Consider the following 17,474-nt stretch of genomic DNA (forward strand, 5'->3'; position numbering starts at 1 on the left):
CCGGCTTTTTTGCAGGAGCGGCATGGGTCAGGATTTTCGCGGCAGCCGCCCACGCAGCGAGGCGGCGTCGAACGGCCCGGGTTGCGCGACCAGTTCGCGCGCCGCATCCACCTGGTCCCACGTGTTCCACAGCAACACGCCGCGCACGCGGCCGCCGTCCAGGTAGTACACCACGCCCTCGCGGTTCGGCTCGCGCCAGTCCTCGACCACCTCAAGCCGCGTGTCCAGCAGGCCGACCGCCTCATAGCCGAGATCGAACAGGTCCGAATAGAAGAACGGCAATACGGTGTATTCCCCGGCCACGCCAGCCATCGCGCGGCCGGCATGGCGGCCCATGCTAACCGCCGCGTCCTCGTGCTCCACGCGCAGGCGCCGGCCCAGCGCCGGGTTGTGGAAATTGGCCACGTCGCCGGCAGCCCAGATGTCCGCATCGCTGCTGCGCAGCTGCGCGTCGACCACGATGCCGTTGTCGACGGCAAGCCCGGCCTGTTCGGCCAGCGCGGTATTCGGCGTCACGCCGAGGCCGGCCACCGCCGCCTCCACGCGCAGCAGGCTGCCGTCGGACAGCGCCAGCTCCACACCGCCATCGGTGGGGTTGCTGCCCTCCACGCGCACACCGCTGCGCACGTCCACTCCGCGATCGCGGTAATACGCGTCGAGATAGCGCGCCAGCCTATCGGGGTAGCGCCCCGCGCCGATCGTCTCGCCGGGAAACAGCAAGGTCACCTTGCAGCCGAGGGCGCACAGCGATGCGGCCAGCTCGCAGCCGATGAAGCCGCCGCCGATCACTGCGATGAAGGCGCCAGGCTTGGCGTAGCGCCGCAAGGCCTGGTAATCGTCCAGCGTGCGGAAATGGATGATCCGCTCCCCACCCTCGAACGGCAGCCGCCGCGGGGTGGCGCCGGTGGCCAGCAGCAGGCGACGGTAGCGGTAGCTGTCACCGTGGTCGTCGCGCGCAGTGCGCGCCACCCGGTCCAGCGACTCGACGCGCCGGCCCGCATGCAGCGTCGCGCCGCTCTGCGCGGTGGCCAGGTCGATGTCGGCCACCGACTTGTCGCCCTTCCACAGCGCCTTGGACAGCGGCGGCCGCTGGTACGGCGGTTGCGCCTCGGCACCAACGATGCCGACGTTCGCCGCGGCATCGACCTGGCGGATCGCCTTGGCGGCCGCGTCGGCCGTCATGCCGCCGCCGATGATCAGGTAATCGTGGATGTGTTCCATGTCTGTCTCCCGGGCCGATGGATCGACCCATGATGCACCGCCCTGGCAGCGGCAACGTGAAATCCAGGCGCAGCCGATGAGACCGCTCGACGTACACTGGATGCATCGACCCGGGAAAACGTTCCATGCCGCCCAATGAAATCCTGCTGATCGCCCTCGTCATCCTCGCTGCACTGGTGCTGCTGTTGCAGCTCGCACTGCTGCTGCGCGGCCGCGGCGACCCCGGCCTGGACGCGAAGCTGGATGCGCTGAAGGACGACAGCGCGCGCGTCGAACGCACCCTGCGCGAGGAGCAGCGCGCCGGGCGCGAGGAGCTGCAGCAGGGCTTCGACCGTTTCCGCGGCCACCTCGGCGAGCAGTTCGGCGGCATGTCGCAGCAGCAGGGCGAGCGCATCGAGGGTTTCGGCCAGCGCCTGACCCTGCTCACCGAACGCACCGACACCGGCCTGCAGGCACTGGCACAGCGCCTCGCCGAGGACGCGCGCAAGAGCCGCGAGGAAACCACGCTTGCGCTCAACCATTTCGGCGAGCAGCAGCAGCAGCGCCTGGCCGCGCTCGGCGCCGAGCACGAGAAGCGCATGGGCGAAGTGCGAGCCACGCTGGAGGCCAAGCTCGGCGCGATCCAGCAGGACAACGCGGCCAAGCTCGAGCAGATGCGCGCCACCGTCGACGAGAAGCTGCACGCCACGCTCGAAACCCGCCTCGGCGAGTCTTTCAAGCTGGTGTCCGAACGACTGGAAGCGGTGCAGCGCGGGCTGGGCGAGATGCAGAGCCTGGCCACCGGCGTCGGCGACCTGAAGCGCGTGCTAGGCAACGTGAAGACACGCGGCGTACTGGGCGAAACCCAGCTCGGCGCCCTGCTCGAACAACTGCTGACGCCCGACCAGTACGCCGCCAACGTGGCCGTGGTGCCCAACACCGACGCGCGGGTGGAATACGCCATCCACATGCCCAACGGCGTCGACGGCGCCCCATTGTGGCTGCCGATCGACGCCAAGTTCCCGCTCGAGGATTACCAGCGCCTGCAGGACGCCCAGGAAAACGCCAACGCCGTCGCCGCCGCGGACGCCGCCAATGCGCTGGAACGACGCGTGCGCGAGGAAGCCAAGCGCATCCGCAGCAAATACGTGGTGCCGCCGCACACGGTGGATTTCGCCATCCTGTTCCTGCCCACCGAGGGCCTGTTCGCCGAAGTGCTGCGGCGGCCGGGCCTGTTCGAGTCGCTGCAGCGCGACCATCACATCACGGTCGCCGGGCCGACCACGCTGGCGGCGATCCTGACCAGCCTCAAGGCCGGCTTCCGCACGCTGGCGATCGAGAAGCGCAGCAGCGAGGTATGGCAACTGCTGGGCGCGGTCAAGACCGAATTCGGCAAGTTCGGCGCGGTGCTGGACAAGGTCAAGAAGAATCTCGACCAGGCCAGCAACCAGATCGACGCGACCGGCGTGCGTACCCGTGCCATCGAACGCAGGCTGCGCGGCGTGGAAACCGCGCCAGGCGACGTCACCCGCCAATTGCTGGACGACGTGCCCACGCCGGACGACAGTGACGACGACACCGAGACCTGACTTTCCCGCCCGCCCGGACCTGCGCCGGCTTGACGCGGACGTTAGACTGCCCCATCCGCCCACCCGAGATTCCCCATGAGCGAGCAGCGCAACCCCAACGACGTCAGCCAGGAACAGGCCGAGGAGGCCGTGCGCACGCTGCTGCGCTGGGCCGGCGAGGACCCTTCGCGCGAAGGCTTGCTGGACACCCCCAAGCGGGTGGTCAAGGCCTACCGCGACTGGTTCGCCGGCTACGATTCCGACCCGGGCGACTACCTGCGCCGCACCTTCCGGGAGGTGAACGGCTACGACGAGATGGTGGTGCTGCGCGACATCGAGTTCGAGAGCCACTGCGAGCACCACATGGCACCGATCATCGGCCGCGCCCACGTCGGCTACCTGCCGACCAACCGGGTGGTCGGCATCAGCAAGCTGGCGCGCGTGGTGGACGGCTTCGCGCGCCGTTTCCAGGTGCAGGAGAAGCTCACCGCGCAGATCGCCCAGTGCATCCAGGAGACCCTGCAGCCGGCCGGCGTGGCGGTGGTGATCGACGCCAGCCACGAGTGCATGACCACCCGCGGTGTGCACAAGCGCGGCGTGTCGATGGTGACCAGCCAGATGCTCGGCACTTTCCGCGACGACGCACGCACCCGCGCCGAGTTCCTGCAGTTCATCGGCATCCACGGCGGCCACCGCTGAACGCGCGGCTGGCTGCCGCGCTGGCGCTGCTGCTGGCGACGGCGGCCGCGTCGGCGCAGGAAACCCGCTCGCAATACCTGCAGTTGTTCGACCGCGACGGGGACGGCCGGGTCAGCGAGGCCGAATACGTCGCCTACATGAGCCGCGGCTTCCAGGCGATGGACCGCAACGGCAACGGCATCATCGACAGCGACGAGCTGCCCGGCGGGCGCGGCCAGCCGATCACGCTGCAGGAGTATCGGGACAACCTGCGCCGCCAGTTCCACAAGCTCGACCGCAATCACGACGGCTACCTCGACGCCCGCGAACTGACTGCGCCGCCGCAATAGCGCTCCCTCCCCTGCGACGCAGGGGAGGGCCGGGGCGGGGTTGCTCTTGGCTTCTTGTCAGGCCGAGATCGCCAGTTTCTCCGAGCGGTACAGCTGCACCGTCGCCAGCATCGCGAGCAACGCTGCCGCAAGGCTGCCGGCCAGGCACAGGACGAGCTGCACCGCGCTGACACCGTCGCCGCGCAGCAGCTGCATGATGCCGAGGTTCTGGCCCAGCAGCGGCACCGCGTACATCCACGCCTGCGCCTTGATCGGCATGAACGACAGCAGCAGGCTGGGAATGATCGGCACCAGCATCAGCAGCGAGATGTAGGTCTGCGCCTCGCGATAGCTCTTGGCGAACGCCGCCACCATCGACTGCAGCGCGGCCAGCAGCAGCACCAGCGGCAGCATCAGCAGCAGCACGTAGGTCGCGAAGTGCAGGCCGAGATCCAGCTCCATGCCGATCTTGCCGGCGGGAATGAACTGCCCCACCACGGCGAACGCCAGCAGGGTGATCAGCAGGCTGGCGGTGGAGAACGCGCAGATCGCCGCCAGCTTGCCGCACAGGATCTTCCAGCGCGCCACCGGGTTGGCGAACAGCGGCTCCAGCGATTGCCGCTCGCGCTCGCCGGCGGTGAGGTCGATCGCCAGGTACATGCCGCCCATGAAGATGGTGATGACGAAGAAGTACGGCAGCATCGCGAACATCAGCACCGCGCGCGACTGTGGCGTGGCCTGGTCGCGCCGGGCCACCTGCAGCGGCCACGCCGTGCCCGGCGACATGCCGCGCGCGACCAGCCGCATCGCGCCCTGCTGCCGCGCATAGCCTTCGACCAGTTTGGTCACCCGCTCCACCGAGGTATTGGCGTCGCGCTGCGAGGAGTCGTAGAACAGCTCGACCTGCACCGGCTCGCCCTTGCGCCAGGCCTTGCCGTAACCGGCGGCGATGCGCAGCACCACGTCGGCGTCCTGCTGGCGCACGGCCTGCGCGGGGTCGGCCACCGGCGCACCCGGCACCACGCCGCCGGCCTTCAGCGCGTCGAGCAGGTTCGGCGCGTACTCGGCGCCGATCACCGGTACCGGCAGCGGCTTCTCGGCCTTGTCCAGTTCGCGGTTGAGGGTGAAGTTGATCAGCATCACAAACAGCAGTGGCCCCAGCAGCGGGCCGGTGAGGAACGCGCTCATCAGGGTGCGGCGATCGCGCAGGTTCTCCTTCACCTCTTTCAGGAACACGGTGAGGAAGGCGCGGGTTTTCGGGGTTGCCTTGTTCATGCCGCCAGTCCCTCTTCGCTGCCGATGATCTTCACGAAGGCGTCTTCCAGGTTGGATTCGCCGGTCTGCGCGCGCAGTGCGTCCGGTGATTCGTCGGCCACCACGCGGCCGTGCGCGATCACCACGATGCGGTCGCACAGCGCGGCGACCTCCTGCATGATGTGGCTGGAAAACAGCACGCAGCGGCCCTCGTCCTTCAGCCGCCGCATGAACTGGCGCAGCGCGCGGGTGGCCATCACGTCGAGGCCGTTGGTCGGCTCGTCGAGGATCACGTTGCGCGGGTCGTGCACCAGCGCGCGGGCGATCGCCGTCTTCACCCGCTGGCCCTGCGAGAAACCCTCGGTGCGCCGGTCGGCGATGTCGTCCATCTCCAGCGCCTTCACCAGCGCCTCGCGCCGGCTCGCCAGCAGCTCCTCCGGCAGGCCGTGCAGGCGCCCGAAGTAGTCGATGTTCTCGCGCGCGGTCAGCCGCTTGTACAGGCCGCGCGCATCCGGCAGCACGCCGAGCCGGCGGCGCACGCCGAGCGGGTCGACCGCCGCATCGATGCCGTCGACCAGTACCTGGCCACGGTCCGGCGTCATCAGCGTGTACAGCATGCGCAAGGTGGTCGTCTTGCCGGCGCCGTTGGGGCCGAGCAGGCCGGTGATCTCGCCGTCACGGGCACTGAAGCTGACGCCGTCGACGGCCTTCACCGTGCCGAACGCCTTGTGTAGATCCCTTACCTCGATCATGGCGCGGCTCCTTAAGGGGTTGAACCATTGAAGTCGATGAAGATCGGCGTGGGCTGCAGCCGGTCCAGGCAGCTCGCGTCCAGCGTCTTTGGGTCGAGTTTCTCGACGAAGTGCTCGATCAGTTGCGGCGTGCAACCAGTGGCCATCACGCTGTGCGCCTGGCCCTTGAGCACCAGCACGCGCGCGTTCGGCAGGCCTTTGGCCACCTCGTCGGCATAGCGCGGCGGGGTTACCGGATCGTACTGGCCGGCCAGCAGCAGCACCGGCTTGTCGCTCTTCAGCGGCTGATGGAAGTCGGCCGGGCGCACGCCCTTCGGCCACACCGAGCAGACCGCCTTCAGCGCGTCGACCATGCGCGTGCCGAGGATCGTCTGCGCGTCCTGCGGGCGCGCCGTGAGCAGGTCGGCGTCCTCGCTGCAGATCACCGAGTACTGCATGCCGCTGCCCATCAACTCGGACAATTCGCCGGACAGCAGCTTGGCCTGGCCCAGCAGCGGGCCGACGTCGCCACGGGCGGCCGCGTCGATCGACAGCGGCAGCAAGGCGGCGGTGGCCGGTGTGTAGGCGAACATGCGCACCACGCTGGCCAGCGAGTCCTCGTCCAGCATCCGCTTCACGGTCTGGTAGCTCTGCGGATCGCGGAAGCTGACCTGGTGCGGGTTCGCGCGCAGCGCGTCGCGCAGCTGGTACAGGGTCTGGTCCGGATCGCCGAACTGCTTTTTGCAAGCCGGTTCGGCGGTGCAGCGGGCGAACTGCGCCTTCAGCGCATCGTCCAGGTTGCGCGCGAAATCCTCGCCCAGCGCCAGCGAGTTCGGCACCACGCTGTCCAGCACCACGCTACGCACCGCCTGCGGGAAGCGCATCAGGTATTGCTGCGCCATCCGCGTGCCGTACGACACGCCGACCAGGTCAAGCGGCGGCGCGCCGAGCGCCTTGCGCACGTCTTCCAGATCCTGCGCCGTGATCGTGGTGGTGTAGTAGCGCGGGTCGGCGTGGCCGGCCAGCTGCTTCAGGCAGGTGGCCGCCGCCGCCCGCAGCTTGTCGGCGTCGAACGTGCTGTCGTCTCCCGGCGTGGCGACCGCGGAGGATGCCTTGCAGTCGAGCGCATTCGAACCACCGGTGCCGCGCTGGTCCAGCAGCAGCACGTGGCGATGCGCCAGCAGCGGTTGCAGCACCGACGCCACCAGGCCCGCCGAGTCGGTCGCCGCCTGGCCGGGACCGCCGGCGAGGAAGGCCAGCATGTCGGGACTTGCCACCTGCGCCCGCGAGCGCAGCACCGCCAGCTTCAGCCTGATCGTGCGGCTGTGCGGATCGGCGCGGTTTTCCGGCACCGGGAACTCGGTGCACCACGCCGCCGTGCTGAGCCCGCTGTTCGGCTGCGCCAGTTCGCAGGCGGACAAGGTGACGGCGCCGAGCTTCCAGGTCGCCGGTTTGGCCGGCGCCACTTTCGCGGCAGGCGCCGGCGAGGCGGCGGCCGCGGGCGGCAGGTCCTTGTCCTGCCCGCGGCGATGGCCGCCATGGCTGGCGGCGAAGATCGCCACCGCGATGGCGACCACTACCCCCATGCGTGCTCTGGACTTCTTGTTCACGTGCTGCTCCCCGGGTCGAAAATCGATTCAATGGGACGGCCAAACAGTTTCGCGAGCTTGAACGCCAGCGGCAGGCTCGGATCGTACTTGCCGGTCTCGATCGCATTGACGGTCTGCCGCGATACGTCCAGCCGCTCGGCCAGGTCCGCCTGTGACCAGCCGTGCTCGCCGCGCAATTCGCGTACGTGGTTATGCATGACGGCGATAACGCCAGACGACCACCAGCTTGGCGAGACCGAACGTCGCGAACAGGCACGGCATCACCCAGATCGCCACCGCTCCGCCGCGCACCTGCCAGCCCACATCCGCCAGCAGCAGCAGGCCGAAGCTGAAGAAGCCGAAACCGGTCGCCATGGCGGCTATCGCAAACGATTCCAGGTCGATGCGCCGCTCCAGTTCGTCCTGATCGCGCAGCACCCGCACCATCGCGCGGATCGCCAGCACGATCGGCAGCAGCGGCAGCAATGCCAGCCCCACCCGCCATGGCAGGCTGGCAAGCTTCGGCAGCAGCAGCCCCGACAGCACGATCAGCACCACATAGGCCAGCATGGCCGGGAGGAATTCACGCAGGTAGCGCTTATGGACGGCGCGCATCGGAGGCTCCGGTGATGGTGATGGACAGCGACTCAGGCGTCATCGGATGGCACGGCCGAGGAGCGGCGGCGCCAGCGCAGGACACCCAGCACCAGCACGAACAACACCGCCGCGGCCGCCATGCCCATGAACAGTCCGACATCGAAGGCATCGTGGCGACGGAAGGCGAACCACCCCACCACGGCGATCAACCCGGCGACCAACAGCAGGCGCCAGCGCAGCGGCATGCCGGCGTCAGCGCCGGCGCAGGTCAGCTCACTACCGTAATGGCGCGCCACCCACCACCGCGCCGCCTGATAACCGATCAGCAGCACCGGAAACACCCAGATCAGGATCGAGCCATCCAGCACCACGACTCCCGCTGCCGCCAGGAAGCCGCCGACCAGACTGGCCACGCCGACGAGCGCGGTGGATGCACCCAGTGCGACGAGATGCGTGCGCTGCTCCAGCTCGTCGGCATGCCACACCCGCTGCGCCATCTGCCAGATCACGTAAAGCACTGGCAGCGTGGGCAGCAGCGCCAGCACCACCTTAAGCGGCACACTGGCCGTGCCGCGCACCAGCGGCCACGCCATTAGCAGCACGGCGACATACAGCACCATCGCCAGCGCCACCCGGCGCTGGTAACGCCTTTCCGTAAAACGTGGCATCTCCCATCCCCTCCTGCGTTTCGCCTGGCGGCCGGCGCCGTACACGCGTGGCACCCCGCTGGCCATGTCAAGCGACCTTGACAAGCACAGGATAGGCAGGCTGCCTCGCTCGTGTCAAGGTCACTTTACAAAAGGGCTTTCAGATCCCCAACCCATGATCGCCACGCATGAAGATGGCATGATGACGGTGTGAGGGATAAGTGACATAGTTCGCAGTTTGAAGTGCCAATTTTTGTCAGGGGAAACTGACAAATCATGCGAAAAGCGTTGCCCTTCTTCAACTCTGCCAGTCCCACGACCGGCCTGACAGCTTTGAGTAACCGTTTACGTGCAAATTCTGGCACGCCGCTTGCTTTAAGCGGTCAGCCGCCTCAGAAGCCACGGCAGGCATTCGATGTCCGGGGGGACTCCCGAAACTGCAACAGACGCCGGTCGGATCTCCGGCCAGCCAGTCCGACGCTACCCGCTGCTGCCATGCAAAACCATCACTCGTACGCACCTACAGGAATGATCGACCCATGAACAAGACCCTGCTTTGCACCGCCCTGGTTGCCGTCACCGCCGCCCTTGCTCCGACTGCCCAGGCCGCCAGCAGCGGCACCATCAGTTTCACCGGCACGGTGCTCGCCGATACCTGCGTCATCAAGATCAACAACAGCGCGAGCAACGTCGTCGCCCTGCCGACCGTCATGGCGGCGGCATTCGGTTCGGCAGCGGGCAACGTGGCCGGCTCCACCAACTTCACCGTTGACCTGAGCAACTGCGACACGAATACCGCGAGCGCCAACATGGCGTTCACCGCCGGCACCAGCATCGACAGCACCACCGGCAACCTGAAGAACGCCACCACCGGCGGCTCGAACGTGGAGATCGAGCTGTTGAACGGCAGCGCTGCGATCAATACGTCGACCCAGGCCAATGCCCCGGTCATCACCGTCACCGGCGGCGCGGGTTCCGCTTCGCTCACGGCGCAGTACATCTCGACTGCCACGGCAACCACGGCTGGCCTGGTCACCTCGTCGGTCGGTTTCACGATGACCTATATGTAAGCAGGCACCGACGCGCTGCAGCCAGGGCGACGTGGCTGCAGCGGTCTTGCTGCCGTCGCCGCGATGTCTTCGATTTTCACGGATACCCTGATGAAAAGCCTGCTCTGCGCCATTGGTGCAGCCTTGATCGCGCTTGGCGCCACCATCGGCCCCGCCCACGCCAGCGTCGTGATTGCCGGCACCCGCGTGGTGTTTCCGGCGGCCAACGGCGAGGTCACCGTGCGCCTGAGCAACGCCGGCAACCAGCCAGCCCTGATCGAGGCGTGGATCGACAGCGGCAACTCCGACTCCACTCCCGACAGCGCCAAGGTGCCCTTTCTGATCACGCCGCCGCTGGCGCGCATGAACGCGGGCAAGGGCCAGAGCCTGCGCATCATCTACACCGGCCAGCCGCTGCCAGCTGACCGCGAGTCGCTGTTCTGGCTGAACGTGCTGGAGATTCCGCCCAAGCCCACGGCGAAACCGGGCGAGGAACAAAACACGCTGCAGTTCGCCGTGCGCTCGCGGCTCAAATTCTTTTTCCGCCCGGCCAACCTGGCCGGCGATCCCTCCACCGCAGCTCGCGACGTCACCTGGCACGTGGTCGCGGATGGCAGTGGCTACGCGCTGGAGGCCCGCAACCCCACGCCGTACCACATCACCTTCAGCAAGCTGTCGCTGAGCGTCGACGGCGTAGCGTATGCGCCGGACAGCGGCATGGTGGCGCCACTGTCGTCGCTGCGCCTGCCGGTCAAGCGGCTCGTCCATGCGCCGGCCGCGGGCAGCACGGTCGACTACACCGTCATCAACGACTTCGGTGCCGCCGCGTCCTACCAGGGCAAGATCGCGCCGTGAGCCGGTCGCGCGCCAGCGCTCCGGCGGCGATGCGCCGCCAGCTGCTGTCGGCGCTGATCGGCTTGGCCTTGTGCGGCTGGTGCGGTCACGCCGTGGCCGCGACGACCGCCGCCGGCCCGAACGCGGACGCCAGCACGCCGGCCGTCGACGCCATGGATGCCAGCTTCGACCGCAGCATGCTTTCCGGCGCAGGGCAGAACACCACCGACTTGTCCCGCTTCGAGCGCGGCGACTTCGTGCCAGCCGGCACCTACAGCGTCGACATCTACCTCAACGACCGCCCCGTCGGCCGCAGCAACGTGCGCTTTGCGGCGACATCGGCCGATGCCGCCGCCACGCCCTGTGTCACCCAGCCCCTGCTCGACAGGCTGGGCCTGCACCCGACCGACCTGTCAGCCCGGACCACCGCCGATCTGGCCGACGAAAAGGTCTGCGTCGACATGGCCCGCGTAATTCCCGGCGCCAGCATGGCGTTCGAGATGTCCGACCTGCGCCTGGACACCAGCGTGCCGCAGGCCTCCCTGGGGCTGATGGCACGTGGCTACGTCGACCCGAAATACTGGGACTCCGGGGTCAACGCCGGCCTGCTCAACTACAACTTCAACAGCTATCGCACCAGCAGCCACGGCCTGTCGCAGACCTCGTCGTATCTCGGCCTGAACGCCGGCCTGAACCTGGGTCGCTGGCACCTGCGCCACACTTCCTCGCTGGGCTGGCAATCCGGCACCGGCGGCGTGGGTTCCGGCCACCACTGGCAGAACATCGCCACCTACGCGCAGCGCGACCTGCCGGGAATGCGCGCGCAGCTGACGCTGGGCGATGCCTGGACCAGCGGTGAGATCTTCGACAGCATCGGCCTGCGCGGCGTGCAGGTGGCCACGGACGACCGCATGCTGCCGCAGTCGCAGCGCGGCTACGCGCCCACCGTGCGCGGTATCGCCGACAGCAATGCCAAGGTGACCGTGCGCCAGAACGGCATGATGATCTACCAGACCACGGTGGCACCGGGCCCGTTCGTCATCGACGACCTCTACGCCACCGGCTACGGCGGCGACATCGAGGTCAGCGTGACCGAGGCCAGCGGCCGCGTGCACACCTTCTCGGTGCCATACGCGTCGGTGCCGCAGCTGTTGCGCCCGGACGTCACCCGCTTCAGCGTGGCCGCTGGCCAGCTGCGCGACACGTCGATCGAACACAAGCCGAACGTGGTGCAGGCTACCGTGCAGCGCGGCTTCTCCAACCTGCTGACCGGCTATGCCGGCGCGGCTGGCTCGCAAGGCTACGCGGCACTGCTGCTGGGCGGCGCGCTGAACACGCGCTATGGCGCGTTCGCCGCGGACGTCACCGGCGCGCGCACGCGTATCCCGGGCCTGAACGCGATGTCCGGCCAGAGTGTGCGCCTGAGCTACAGCAAGATCCTGGCACAGACCGGCACCTCGCTGACCGTGGCGGCCTACCGCTACTCGACCAGCGGTTTCCTCTCCCTCGGCGATGCCGTGCGGGCACGCGACTATGCCCGCCGCGGTCTGCCGGTATTCGCCAGCGGCCCGGCCCAGCCGCTGACGATCAACGGCGTGCCGCTCTCCAACCTGCTCACGCCGGCACAGCAGGCCGCGCTGGCGGGCGTCGACTACCGCGACTTCCTGACGCCGAACGGCGTCGATCGCCAGCGCAACAACTTCAGCCTCACCCTCAGCCAACGGCTGGGCAGCCGCGGCGGCTCGCTCTACGTCAACGGCTCGGCCCGCGACTACTGGAACCGCGGTGGCACCGACACCCAGTTCCAGGTTGGCTACAACAACGCGATCGGCCGGGTCAGCTACAACCTCTCGGCCGCCCGCGAACGCGACCTGTTCGGGCGCAGCGACAACCGCTACATGGTCAATCTCACGATTCCGCTGGGCGACGATTCGCATACCCCCATCTTCACCGGCAGCCTCGCCCGCGATGGCAACGGCGGCATGCAGGAGCAGGCCACGCTCAACGGCAACGCCGGGGTCGACAACCGCTTCTACTACGGCGCCACCGCGACGCACGACAGCAGCAACGCCACCGGCAGCACCGGCAGTACCGGCAGCATCAACGCGGGCTACCGCGGTACCCACGCGCTGCTCAACGCCGGTTTCGGCATGGGCAGCGGCTACTCGCAGGCATCGCTGAACGTGACGGGTGGCATCGTCGCGCATCCGGGCGGCGTCACCTTCGGCCAGCCGCTGGGCGACACCGTGGCCATCGTGCAGGCGCCCGGCGCTGCTGGAGCACGCGTCGGCAACGCGGCCGGCGTGCGCATCGACGACGCCGGCTACGCGCTGGTGCCCTATGTCACCCCGTACGTCCTCAACACGATCGACATCGATCCCACCGGCCTGCCGCTGGACGTGCAGCTGGACAACACCAGCGCCCAGGTGGCACCGCGCGCCGGCGCCGTGGTGATGGTGAAGTTCAAGAGCGAGAGCGGGCGCTTCGTGCTGATCCAGACCCACCTTGCCGACGGCAAGACCCTGCCGTTCGGCGCGGAGGTGCTGGACGAGCAGGGCCAGGTGGTCGGCGCCGTGGGCCAGGCCGGGCGCATCATGGCGCGCGTCTCGCGGCAGACGGGGCACCTGGGCGTGCAATGGGAGGACGCGGCGGGCAGCGCGCACCACTGCGCGTTCGCCTACCGGGCGCCCCCCGCCACGGCCGGCACCGACCGCTACGCCACACAGGACGCCAGCTGCCATGAACCCGGCGCCACGCCAGCCTCCGAGGTGAGCCATCATGAATAGACCACCTCGGCCGCCTGTGCTGTACTCGATCCGCGCACGCCTCGCTCGCGGCGCCGCCGTGCTCGTGGCCGTGGCGTTGCTGGCACTGGCGCCCGGATGGGCGCATGCCTCCGGCTGCACGGGCACCACGTCGGCTACCTACACGGTGTCCGTGCCGTCGACCCTCGTCAACGACCCCAATATCGCCGCGGGCACCGTGCTCTACACCTCGGCCCCCACCCCGATCAGCACTCCGGTCACCTACTACTGCAACGGCCAGGGCAACGGCTGGGGACTGGTGGCGCCTTCCGGCGCCCTCCTGCCAACCAACACGAACCTGTTCCCCACCAACATCACCGGCGTGGGCTACCGGGTACTGGAAAACGGTGTCTATATCACCGCGTACCCCTACGCCCAGAGTCGGGACAACCAGGCCGTATACACCGAGTCCGGCTCGGTCACGATCGAGCTGGTGAAAACCGGCCCGATCGCCAACGGCGGCTCCCTGCAGGGCCCGCTGGCCGCCCTCAGGGCAGGCGCCACCAATTTCATTACCTACGCAACGATCAACCTGGCTGGTTCCCTGACCTTCACCGCACCCGCCTGCCAGGTCAGCACCAGCAACATCACCGTGAACCTGCCTACGGTCACCAGTCAGGCCTTCGGCGGCGCGGGTTCGGTCGCCGGCACCACTCCATTCCAGATCGGACTGACCTGCTCCAGCGGCGCGGTCGTCCGCATCACCCTGGACACCGCCACGCCGGTCGCCGGCAAGCCGGGCGTGATCGCGCCATCGAGCGGCAGCGCCGGTGGCGTTGGCGTGCAGGTGCTGGATTCATCGGGGACGACCCCCGTGCAATTCGGCGTCGCCCAGACCATCGGCGCCACGCCGAACGGCGCACTCTCGGTGAACTATTTCGCCCGTTACTACCAGACGGGAAGTGCAGTGAGCGCGGGCCTGCTTGGCGCCACGGCGACCTTCACGCTCTCGTACCAGTAGGTTCCGCGCTCAATCGTAGGTGCGCGTGACGAGCCTGGCCATGACCTTGCCGCCAGGGGCCACCGGGGCATAGCTGGCGAAATAGTCGAGCAGGCGGTCGTGACCGCGATTGGCTGTGGTCAGGTCAACCACTTCGTGGGTAAAGGTGGGACCGACGTCGGCGCCGGCGCGATGACCGCAGCCCAGGCGTTGCCCGGCCGGGTCGGTGGCAGCGGAGGACATCGCCGGGGCAAGCTGCTCGGTGGAGCAGGTTGGCTCCACTACAGCACCGGCAAAGTTGATGCGCCCACTTTGCGCCCACGCTCCCGACATCGCCAACGCGACGAGCGAACCAACCAACCAACGATGCTGATTGCGCATGTGCCATCCCTCGCAGCGCACGGAACCACGCGCGCCTGAAGGTGTTTTCGGCGCCGCCCGCGCAGGCTTTATGGCGCACGGTGACCGCAGTCCCGAAAATGCGAACCACGTCACGCTTTTGACGCCACCGGTTTCCTGGGGAGGCAGTCTGGCGAAGGGATAGTGAACGGCGCGGCTGCGCTCGCGGGAGACTTATCGACACGGCGCTAACAAACCTGAGGACGTTCGCGGCCATGCCCCCCGGCTCCGGGAACACGCCGCAACCCCCGCTCAGCGCGACGAAATGTACTTCTCGCGCCGGATCTGCGGCACCGGCAGGCCGAACTCCTTCAGCGCGTTGAACGCGGCATCGACCATGTTGGGGTTGCCGCACAGGTAGGCGATGTCGCGGTCGGCGCGCGGTCCGAGTTCGGCCAGCACGTTCTGCACGTGGCCGCTGCGGTCGGTGGGGCGCGGCGTGGCGCGGGCTTCGCGGCTGAAGCAGCCGTGGAAGAGGAAGCCGGGGTGGCTTTGCGCGAACGCTTCAAATTCCTCGCCATACAGCAGTTCGGCTTCGCTGCGGGCGCCATACAGCAGCACCACTTCGCGGTCGCCGCTCGCCAGCAGTTTTTCGATCTGCGGCAGCATGGCGCGGTACGGGGTGACGCCGGTGCCGGTGGCGAGCAGCAGGTAGCGCGGATGGCTGTCGGTCTCCTGCAGGCAGAAGCGGCCGTAGGGGCCGCTGGCGTCGATCACGCCGCCGACCGGCAGTTCGCCAAGCAGTTTCGTCGCCGCGCCGCCGTCGACGTAGCTCACCGCGATCTCGATGCGCCCGACTTCCACGGGCGCGCCCGGCGAGTTGCCGTCGCCGACGGTGGCGACCGAGTAGCTGCGCTTGGTGGCCGTGCCGTCGTCGTAGTGGAAATGCACCTGCAGGAACTGGCCGGGCTGGAACGCCAGCGGCCGGCCGTCGACGCGCTCCAACACCAGGTGGCGCACCGCGGGCGCGAGCATGCGGCTGTCGACGAGACGGAGCTGGAAGTGGTCGGCCATGGAGGGTTTCCGGAAACGGTGTGTGCCGTCCGGCAGGGCCGGACGACGGGATGTAGCCCGCTATAATAAGGGCTAACCCCCTCGGTGCAGCCCATGTCCCCGCAGTCCCAAGATACGGCCCCGGCGCTCGTCGTCGACAACCTGCGCAAAACCTACGCCAATGGCGTCGAGGCGTTGAAGGGCATCAGTCTCACCGTGCAGCCGGGCGACTTCTTCGCCCTGCTTGGCCCGAACGGCGCCGGCAAGTCCACCCTGATCGGCATCCTGTCCTCGCTGGTGAACTCCACTTCCGGCGACGCACAGGTGTTCGGCGTGTCGGTCAACAAGGATCGCAGTGCGGCGATGCGGCTGATCGGCCTGGTGCCGCAGGAGATCAACTTCAACCAGTTCGAGAAGCCGTTCGACATCTGCGTCAACGAGGCGGGCTTCTACGGCATCCCCCGGAAGATCGCCGCCGAGCGCGCGGAGAAATACCTGAAGGAGCTGCGCCTGTGGGACAAGGCGCAGATGCAGGCGCGCACGCTGTCCGGCGGCATGAAGCGGCGGCTGATGATCGCCCGCGCGATGATGAACGAGCCCAGGCTGCTGATCCTCGACGAGCCCACCGCCGGCGTCGACATCGAGATCCGCCGCTCGATGTGGCACTTCGTCAGCGGCATCAACGCGGCTGGCACCACGGTGATCCTGACCACGCATTACCTGGAGGAAGCCGAGTCGTTGTGCCGCAACATCGCGATCATCGACCACGGCACGATCATCGAGAACACCAGCATGAAGCGCCTGCTGGCGACGCTGGACGTGGAGACCTTCGTGCTCGACGTGGCTTCGCTGCCGGCCGCGCTGCCGAGCATCCCCAACGTCACCCTGCGCCGCCGCGACGAGCACACGCTGGAGGCCGAGATGGCCCGCTCGCATGACCTCAACTCGCTGTTCGCGACGCTGTCCACGCACGGCATCATGGTGACCTCGATGCGCAACAAGACCAACCGGCTGGAGGAGCTGTTCGTGCGGCTGGTGGAGAACGGCCGGCACGCACCGGGCCAGGAGCGCGCCGCATGAGCAGCAATGCCGCCGCCAACCTGGTCGCCCTCAACACCATCGTGCGCCGCGAGATCGTGCGCATCATGCGCATCTGGACGCAGACGCTGATCCCGCCGGCGATCACCATGACGCTGTACTTCGTGATCTTCGGCAAGCTGATCGGCAGCCGCATCGGCACCATCCAGGGCGGCTTCACCTACATGCAGTACATCGTGCCGGGCCTGGTGATGATGAGCATCATCACCAACAGCTACGGCAACATCTCCAGCTCGTTCTTCGGCGCCAAGTTCAGCCGCGCGGTGGAGGAGATGCTGGTGTCGCCGATGCCGAACTGGGTGATCCTGACCGGCTACGTCGCCGGCGCGGTGGTGCGCGGGCTGGTGGTCGGCGTGCTGGTGCTGCTGATCGCGTTGTTCTTCACCGACCTGCACGTGATGCACCCGCTGATCACGTTCGCCTCGGTGCTGCTGGGCGCCACCATCTTCTCGCTGGCCGGCTTCGTCAACGCGGTGTACGCGAAGAAGTTCGACGACATCGCGCTGGTGCCGACCTTCATCCTCACCCCGCTGACCTACCTGGGCGGCGTGTTCTATTCGATCAACATGCTGGGTGAGCCGTGGCAGGCGATCTCACGCGCCAACCCGATCCTGTACATGGTCAACGCGTTCCGCTACGGCGTGCTCGGCATCAGCGACGTACACGTGGGCTGGGCCTTCGTGGTGATGCTCGGCTTCGTGGCGGCGCTGTCGGTCGTGGCGCTGCAGCTGCTCAAGCGCGGCGTCGGCCTGCGCTCGTAAGGC

18 protein-coding genes are annotated in these 17,474 nt (G+C 68.0%); 9 read left to right on the forward strand and 9 right to left on the reverse strand.

Annotated features, from left to right (window positions below; genetic code table 11):
- Window positions 1-27: 27 nt before the first annotated feature.
- Window positions 28-1,221 carry an FAD-dependent oxidoreductase gene (locus tag IMW82_RS09565; protein ID WP_108471718.1) on the reverse strand — a complete coding sequence of 398 codons (1,194 nt, stop codon included), beginning with the start codon at window positions 1,219-1,221 and terminating at the stop codon, window positions 28-30.
- Between the two features lie 125 nt (window positions 1,222-1,346).
- Here IMW82_RS09565 and rmuC point away from each other — a divergent pair, with 125 nt between their 5' ends.
- From rmuC to IMW82_RS09580, 3 genes are all read left to right on the forward strand, one after another.
- Entirely contained in the window at window positions 1,347-2,789 is a 1,443-nt protein-coding gene (gene rmuC, locus IMW82_RS09570) for a DNA recombination protein RmuC (protein WP_108471719.1), read from the forward strand.
- 75 nt (window positions 2,790-2,864) lie between these two features.
- Window positions 2,865-3,467, forward strand: coding sequence for a GTP cyclohydrolase I FolE (gene folE / locus IMW82_RS09575; protein WP_108471720.1), 603 nt, complete (start codon window positions 2,865-2,867; stop codon window positions 3,465-3,467).
- Window positions 3,464-3,796 carry an EF-hand domain-containing protein gene (locus IMW82_RS09580; protein ID WP_108471895.1) on the forward strand — a complete coding sequence of 111 codons (333 nt, stop codon included), beginning with the start codon at window positions 3,464-3,466 and terminating at the stop codon, window positions 3,794-3,796. The genes folE and IMW82_RS09580 overlap by 4 nt, the downstream gene beginning before the upstream one ends.
- Window positions 3,797-3,853: 57 nt before the next feature.
- Here the strand turns inward: IMW82_RS09580 and IMW82_RS09585 are convergent, their stop codons facing one another.
- The 6 genes from IMW82_RS09585 to IMW82_RS09610 are packed head-to-tail and all read right to left on the reverse strand — an operon-like array spanning window position 3,854 to window position 8,614.
- Window positions 3,854-5,050 (reverse strand): ABC transporter permease, encoded by a 1,197-nt coding sequence (locus IMW82_RS09585; RefSeq protein WP_108471721.1) that lies wholly within the window; start codon window positions 5,048-5,050, stop codon window positions 3,854-3,856.
- Entirely contained in the window at window positions 5,047-5,781 is a 735-nt protein-coding gene (locus tag IMW82_RS09590; protein WP_108471722.1) for an ATP-binding cassette domain-containing protein, read from the reverse strand. Before IMW82_RS09590 ends, IMW82_RS09585 begins: the two co-directional genes overlap by 4 nt.
- Window positions 5,782-5,792: 11 nt before the next feature.
- Window positions 5,793-7,346 (reverse strand): alpha/beta hydrolase, encoded by a 1,554-nt coding sequence (locus tag IMW82_RS09595; protein ID WP_108471896.1) that lies wholly within the window; start codon window positions 7,344-7,346, stop codon window positions 5,793-5,795.
- A gap of 20 nt (window positions 7,347-7,366) precedes the next feature.
- Complete coding sequence (locus tag IMW82_RS09600) at window positions 7,367-7,567, reverse strand: helix-turn-helix transcriptional regulator (protein WP_108471723.1); 201 nt, start codon at window positions 7,565-7,567, stop codon at window positions 7,367-7,369.
- On the reverse strand, window positions 7,560-7,964 hold the full coding sequence (locus IMW82_RS09605) for a hypothetical protein (protein WP_108471724.1): 405 nt from the start codon (window positions 7,962-7,964) through the stop codon (window positions 7,560-7,562). Before IMW82_RS09605 ends, IMW82_RS09600 begins: the two co-directional genes overlap by 8 nt.
- Before the next feature lie 32 nt (window positions 7,965-7,996).
- The gene (locus tag IMW82_RS09610) at window positions 7,997-8,614 is read right to left on the reverse strand and encodes a hypothetical protein (protein ID WP_108471725.1); all 618 of its coding nucleotides are present in this window, start codon (window positions 8,612-8,614) and stop codon (window positions 7,997-7,999) included.
- Between the two features lie 518 nt (window positions 8,615-9,132).
- Between IMW82_RS09610 and IMW82_RS09615 the strand changes: the two genes are divergently transcribed.
- The 4 genes from IMW82_RS09615 (at window position 9,133) to IMW82_RS09630 (ending at window position 14,241) form a co-directional block, all read left to right on the forward strand.
- Window positions 9,133-9,663 (forward strand): fimbrial protein, encoded by a 531-nt coding sequence (locus IMW82_RS09615; protein WP_108471726.1) that lies wholly within the window; start codon window positions 9,133-9,135, stop codon window positions 9,661-9,663.
- Between the two features lie 90 nt (window positions 9,664-9,753).
- On the forward strand, window positions 9,754-10,497 hold the full coding sequence (locus IMW82_RS09620) for a fimbria/pilus periplasmic chaperone (protein WP_108471727.1): 744 nt from the start codon (window positions 9,754-9,756) through the stop codon (window positions 10,495-10,497).
- Window positions 10,494-13,262, forward strand: coding sequence for a fimbria/pilus outer membrane usher protein (locus tag IMW82_RS09625; RefSeq protein WP_234411326.1), 2,769 nt, complete (start codon window positions 10,494-10,496; stop codon window positions 13,260-13,262). The genes IMW82_RS09620 and IMW82_RS09625 overlap by 4 nt, the downstream gene beginning before the upstream one ends.
- Window positions 13,255-14,241 (forward strand): fimbrial protein, encoded by a 987-nt coding sequence (locus tag IMW82_RS09630; RefSeq protein WP_108471728.1) that lies wholly within the window; start codon window positions 13,255-13,257, stop codon window positions 14,239-14,241. The genes IMW82_RS09625 and IMW82_RS09630 overlap by 8 nt, the downstream gene beginning before the upstream one ends.
- A 9-nt stretch (window positions 14,242-14,250) precedes the next feature.
- On the opposite strand, the gene IMW82_RS09635 is transcribed toward IMW82_RS09630, so the two are convergent.
- Both IMW82_RS09635 and IMW82_RS09640 read right to left on the reverse strand, forming a co-directional pair.
- Window positions 14,251-14,601: a hypothetical protein gene (locus tag IMW82_RS09635; protein WP_159082184.1), complete on the reverse strand. Its 351-nt coding sequence runs from the start codon at window positions 14,599-14,601 to the stop codon at window positions 14,251-14,253.
- 270 nt (window positions 14,602-14,871) lie between these two features.
- On the reverse strand, window positions 14,872-15,633 hold the full coding sequence (locus tag IMW82_RS09640) for an FAD-binding oxidoreductase (protein ID WP_108471730.1): 762 nt from the start codon (window positions 15,631-15,633) through the stop codon (window positions 14,872-14,874).
- 93 nt (window positions 15,634-15,726) lie between these two features.
- Between IMW82_RS09640 and IMW82_RS09645 the strand changes: the two genes are divergently transcribed.
- On the forward strand, window positions 15,727-16,692 hold the full coding sequence (locus IMW82_RS09645; protein ID WP_108471731.1) for an ABC transporter ATP-binding protein: 966 nt from the start codon (window positions 15,727-15,729) through the stop codon (window positions 16,690-16,692).
- Window positions 16,689-17,471: an ABC transporter permease gene (locus IMW82_RS09650; RefSeq protein WP_108471732.1), complete on the forward strand. Its 783-nt coding sequence runs from the start codon at window positions 16,689-16,691 to the stop codon at window positions 17,469-17,471. The genes IMW82_RS09645 and IMW82_RS09650 overlap by 4 nt, the downstream gene beginning before the upstream one ends.
- The last annotated feature ends 3 nt before the right edge of the window (window positions 17,472-17,474 follow it).

The organism is Rhodanobacter sp. B2A1Ga4 (genome assembly GCF_018101315.1).
Classification (GTDB): Bacteria; Pseudomonadota; Gammaproteobacteria; order Xanthomonadales; family Rhodanobacteraceae; genus Rhodanobacter; species Rhodanobacter thiooxydans_A.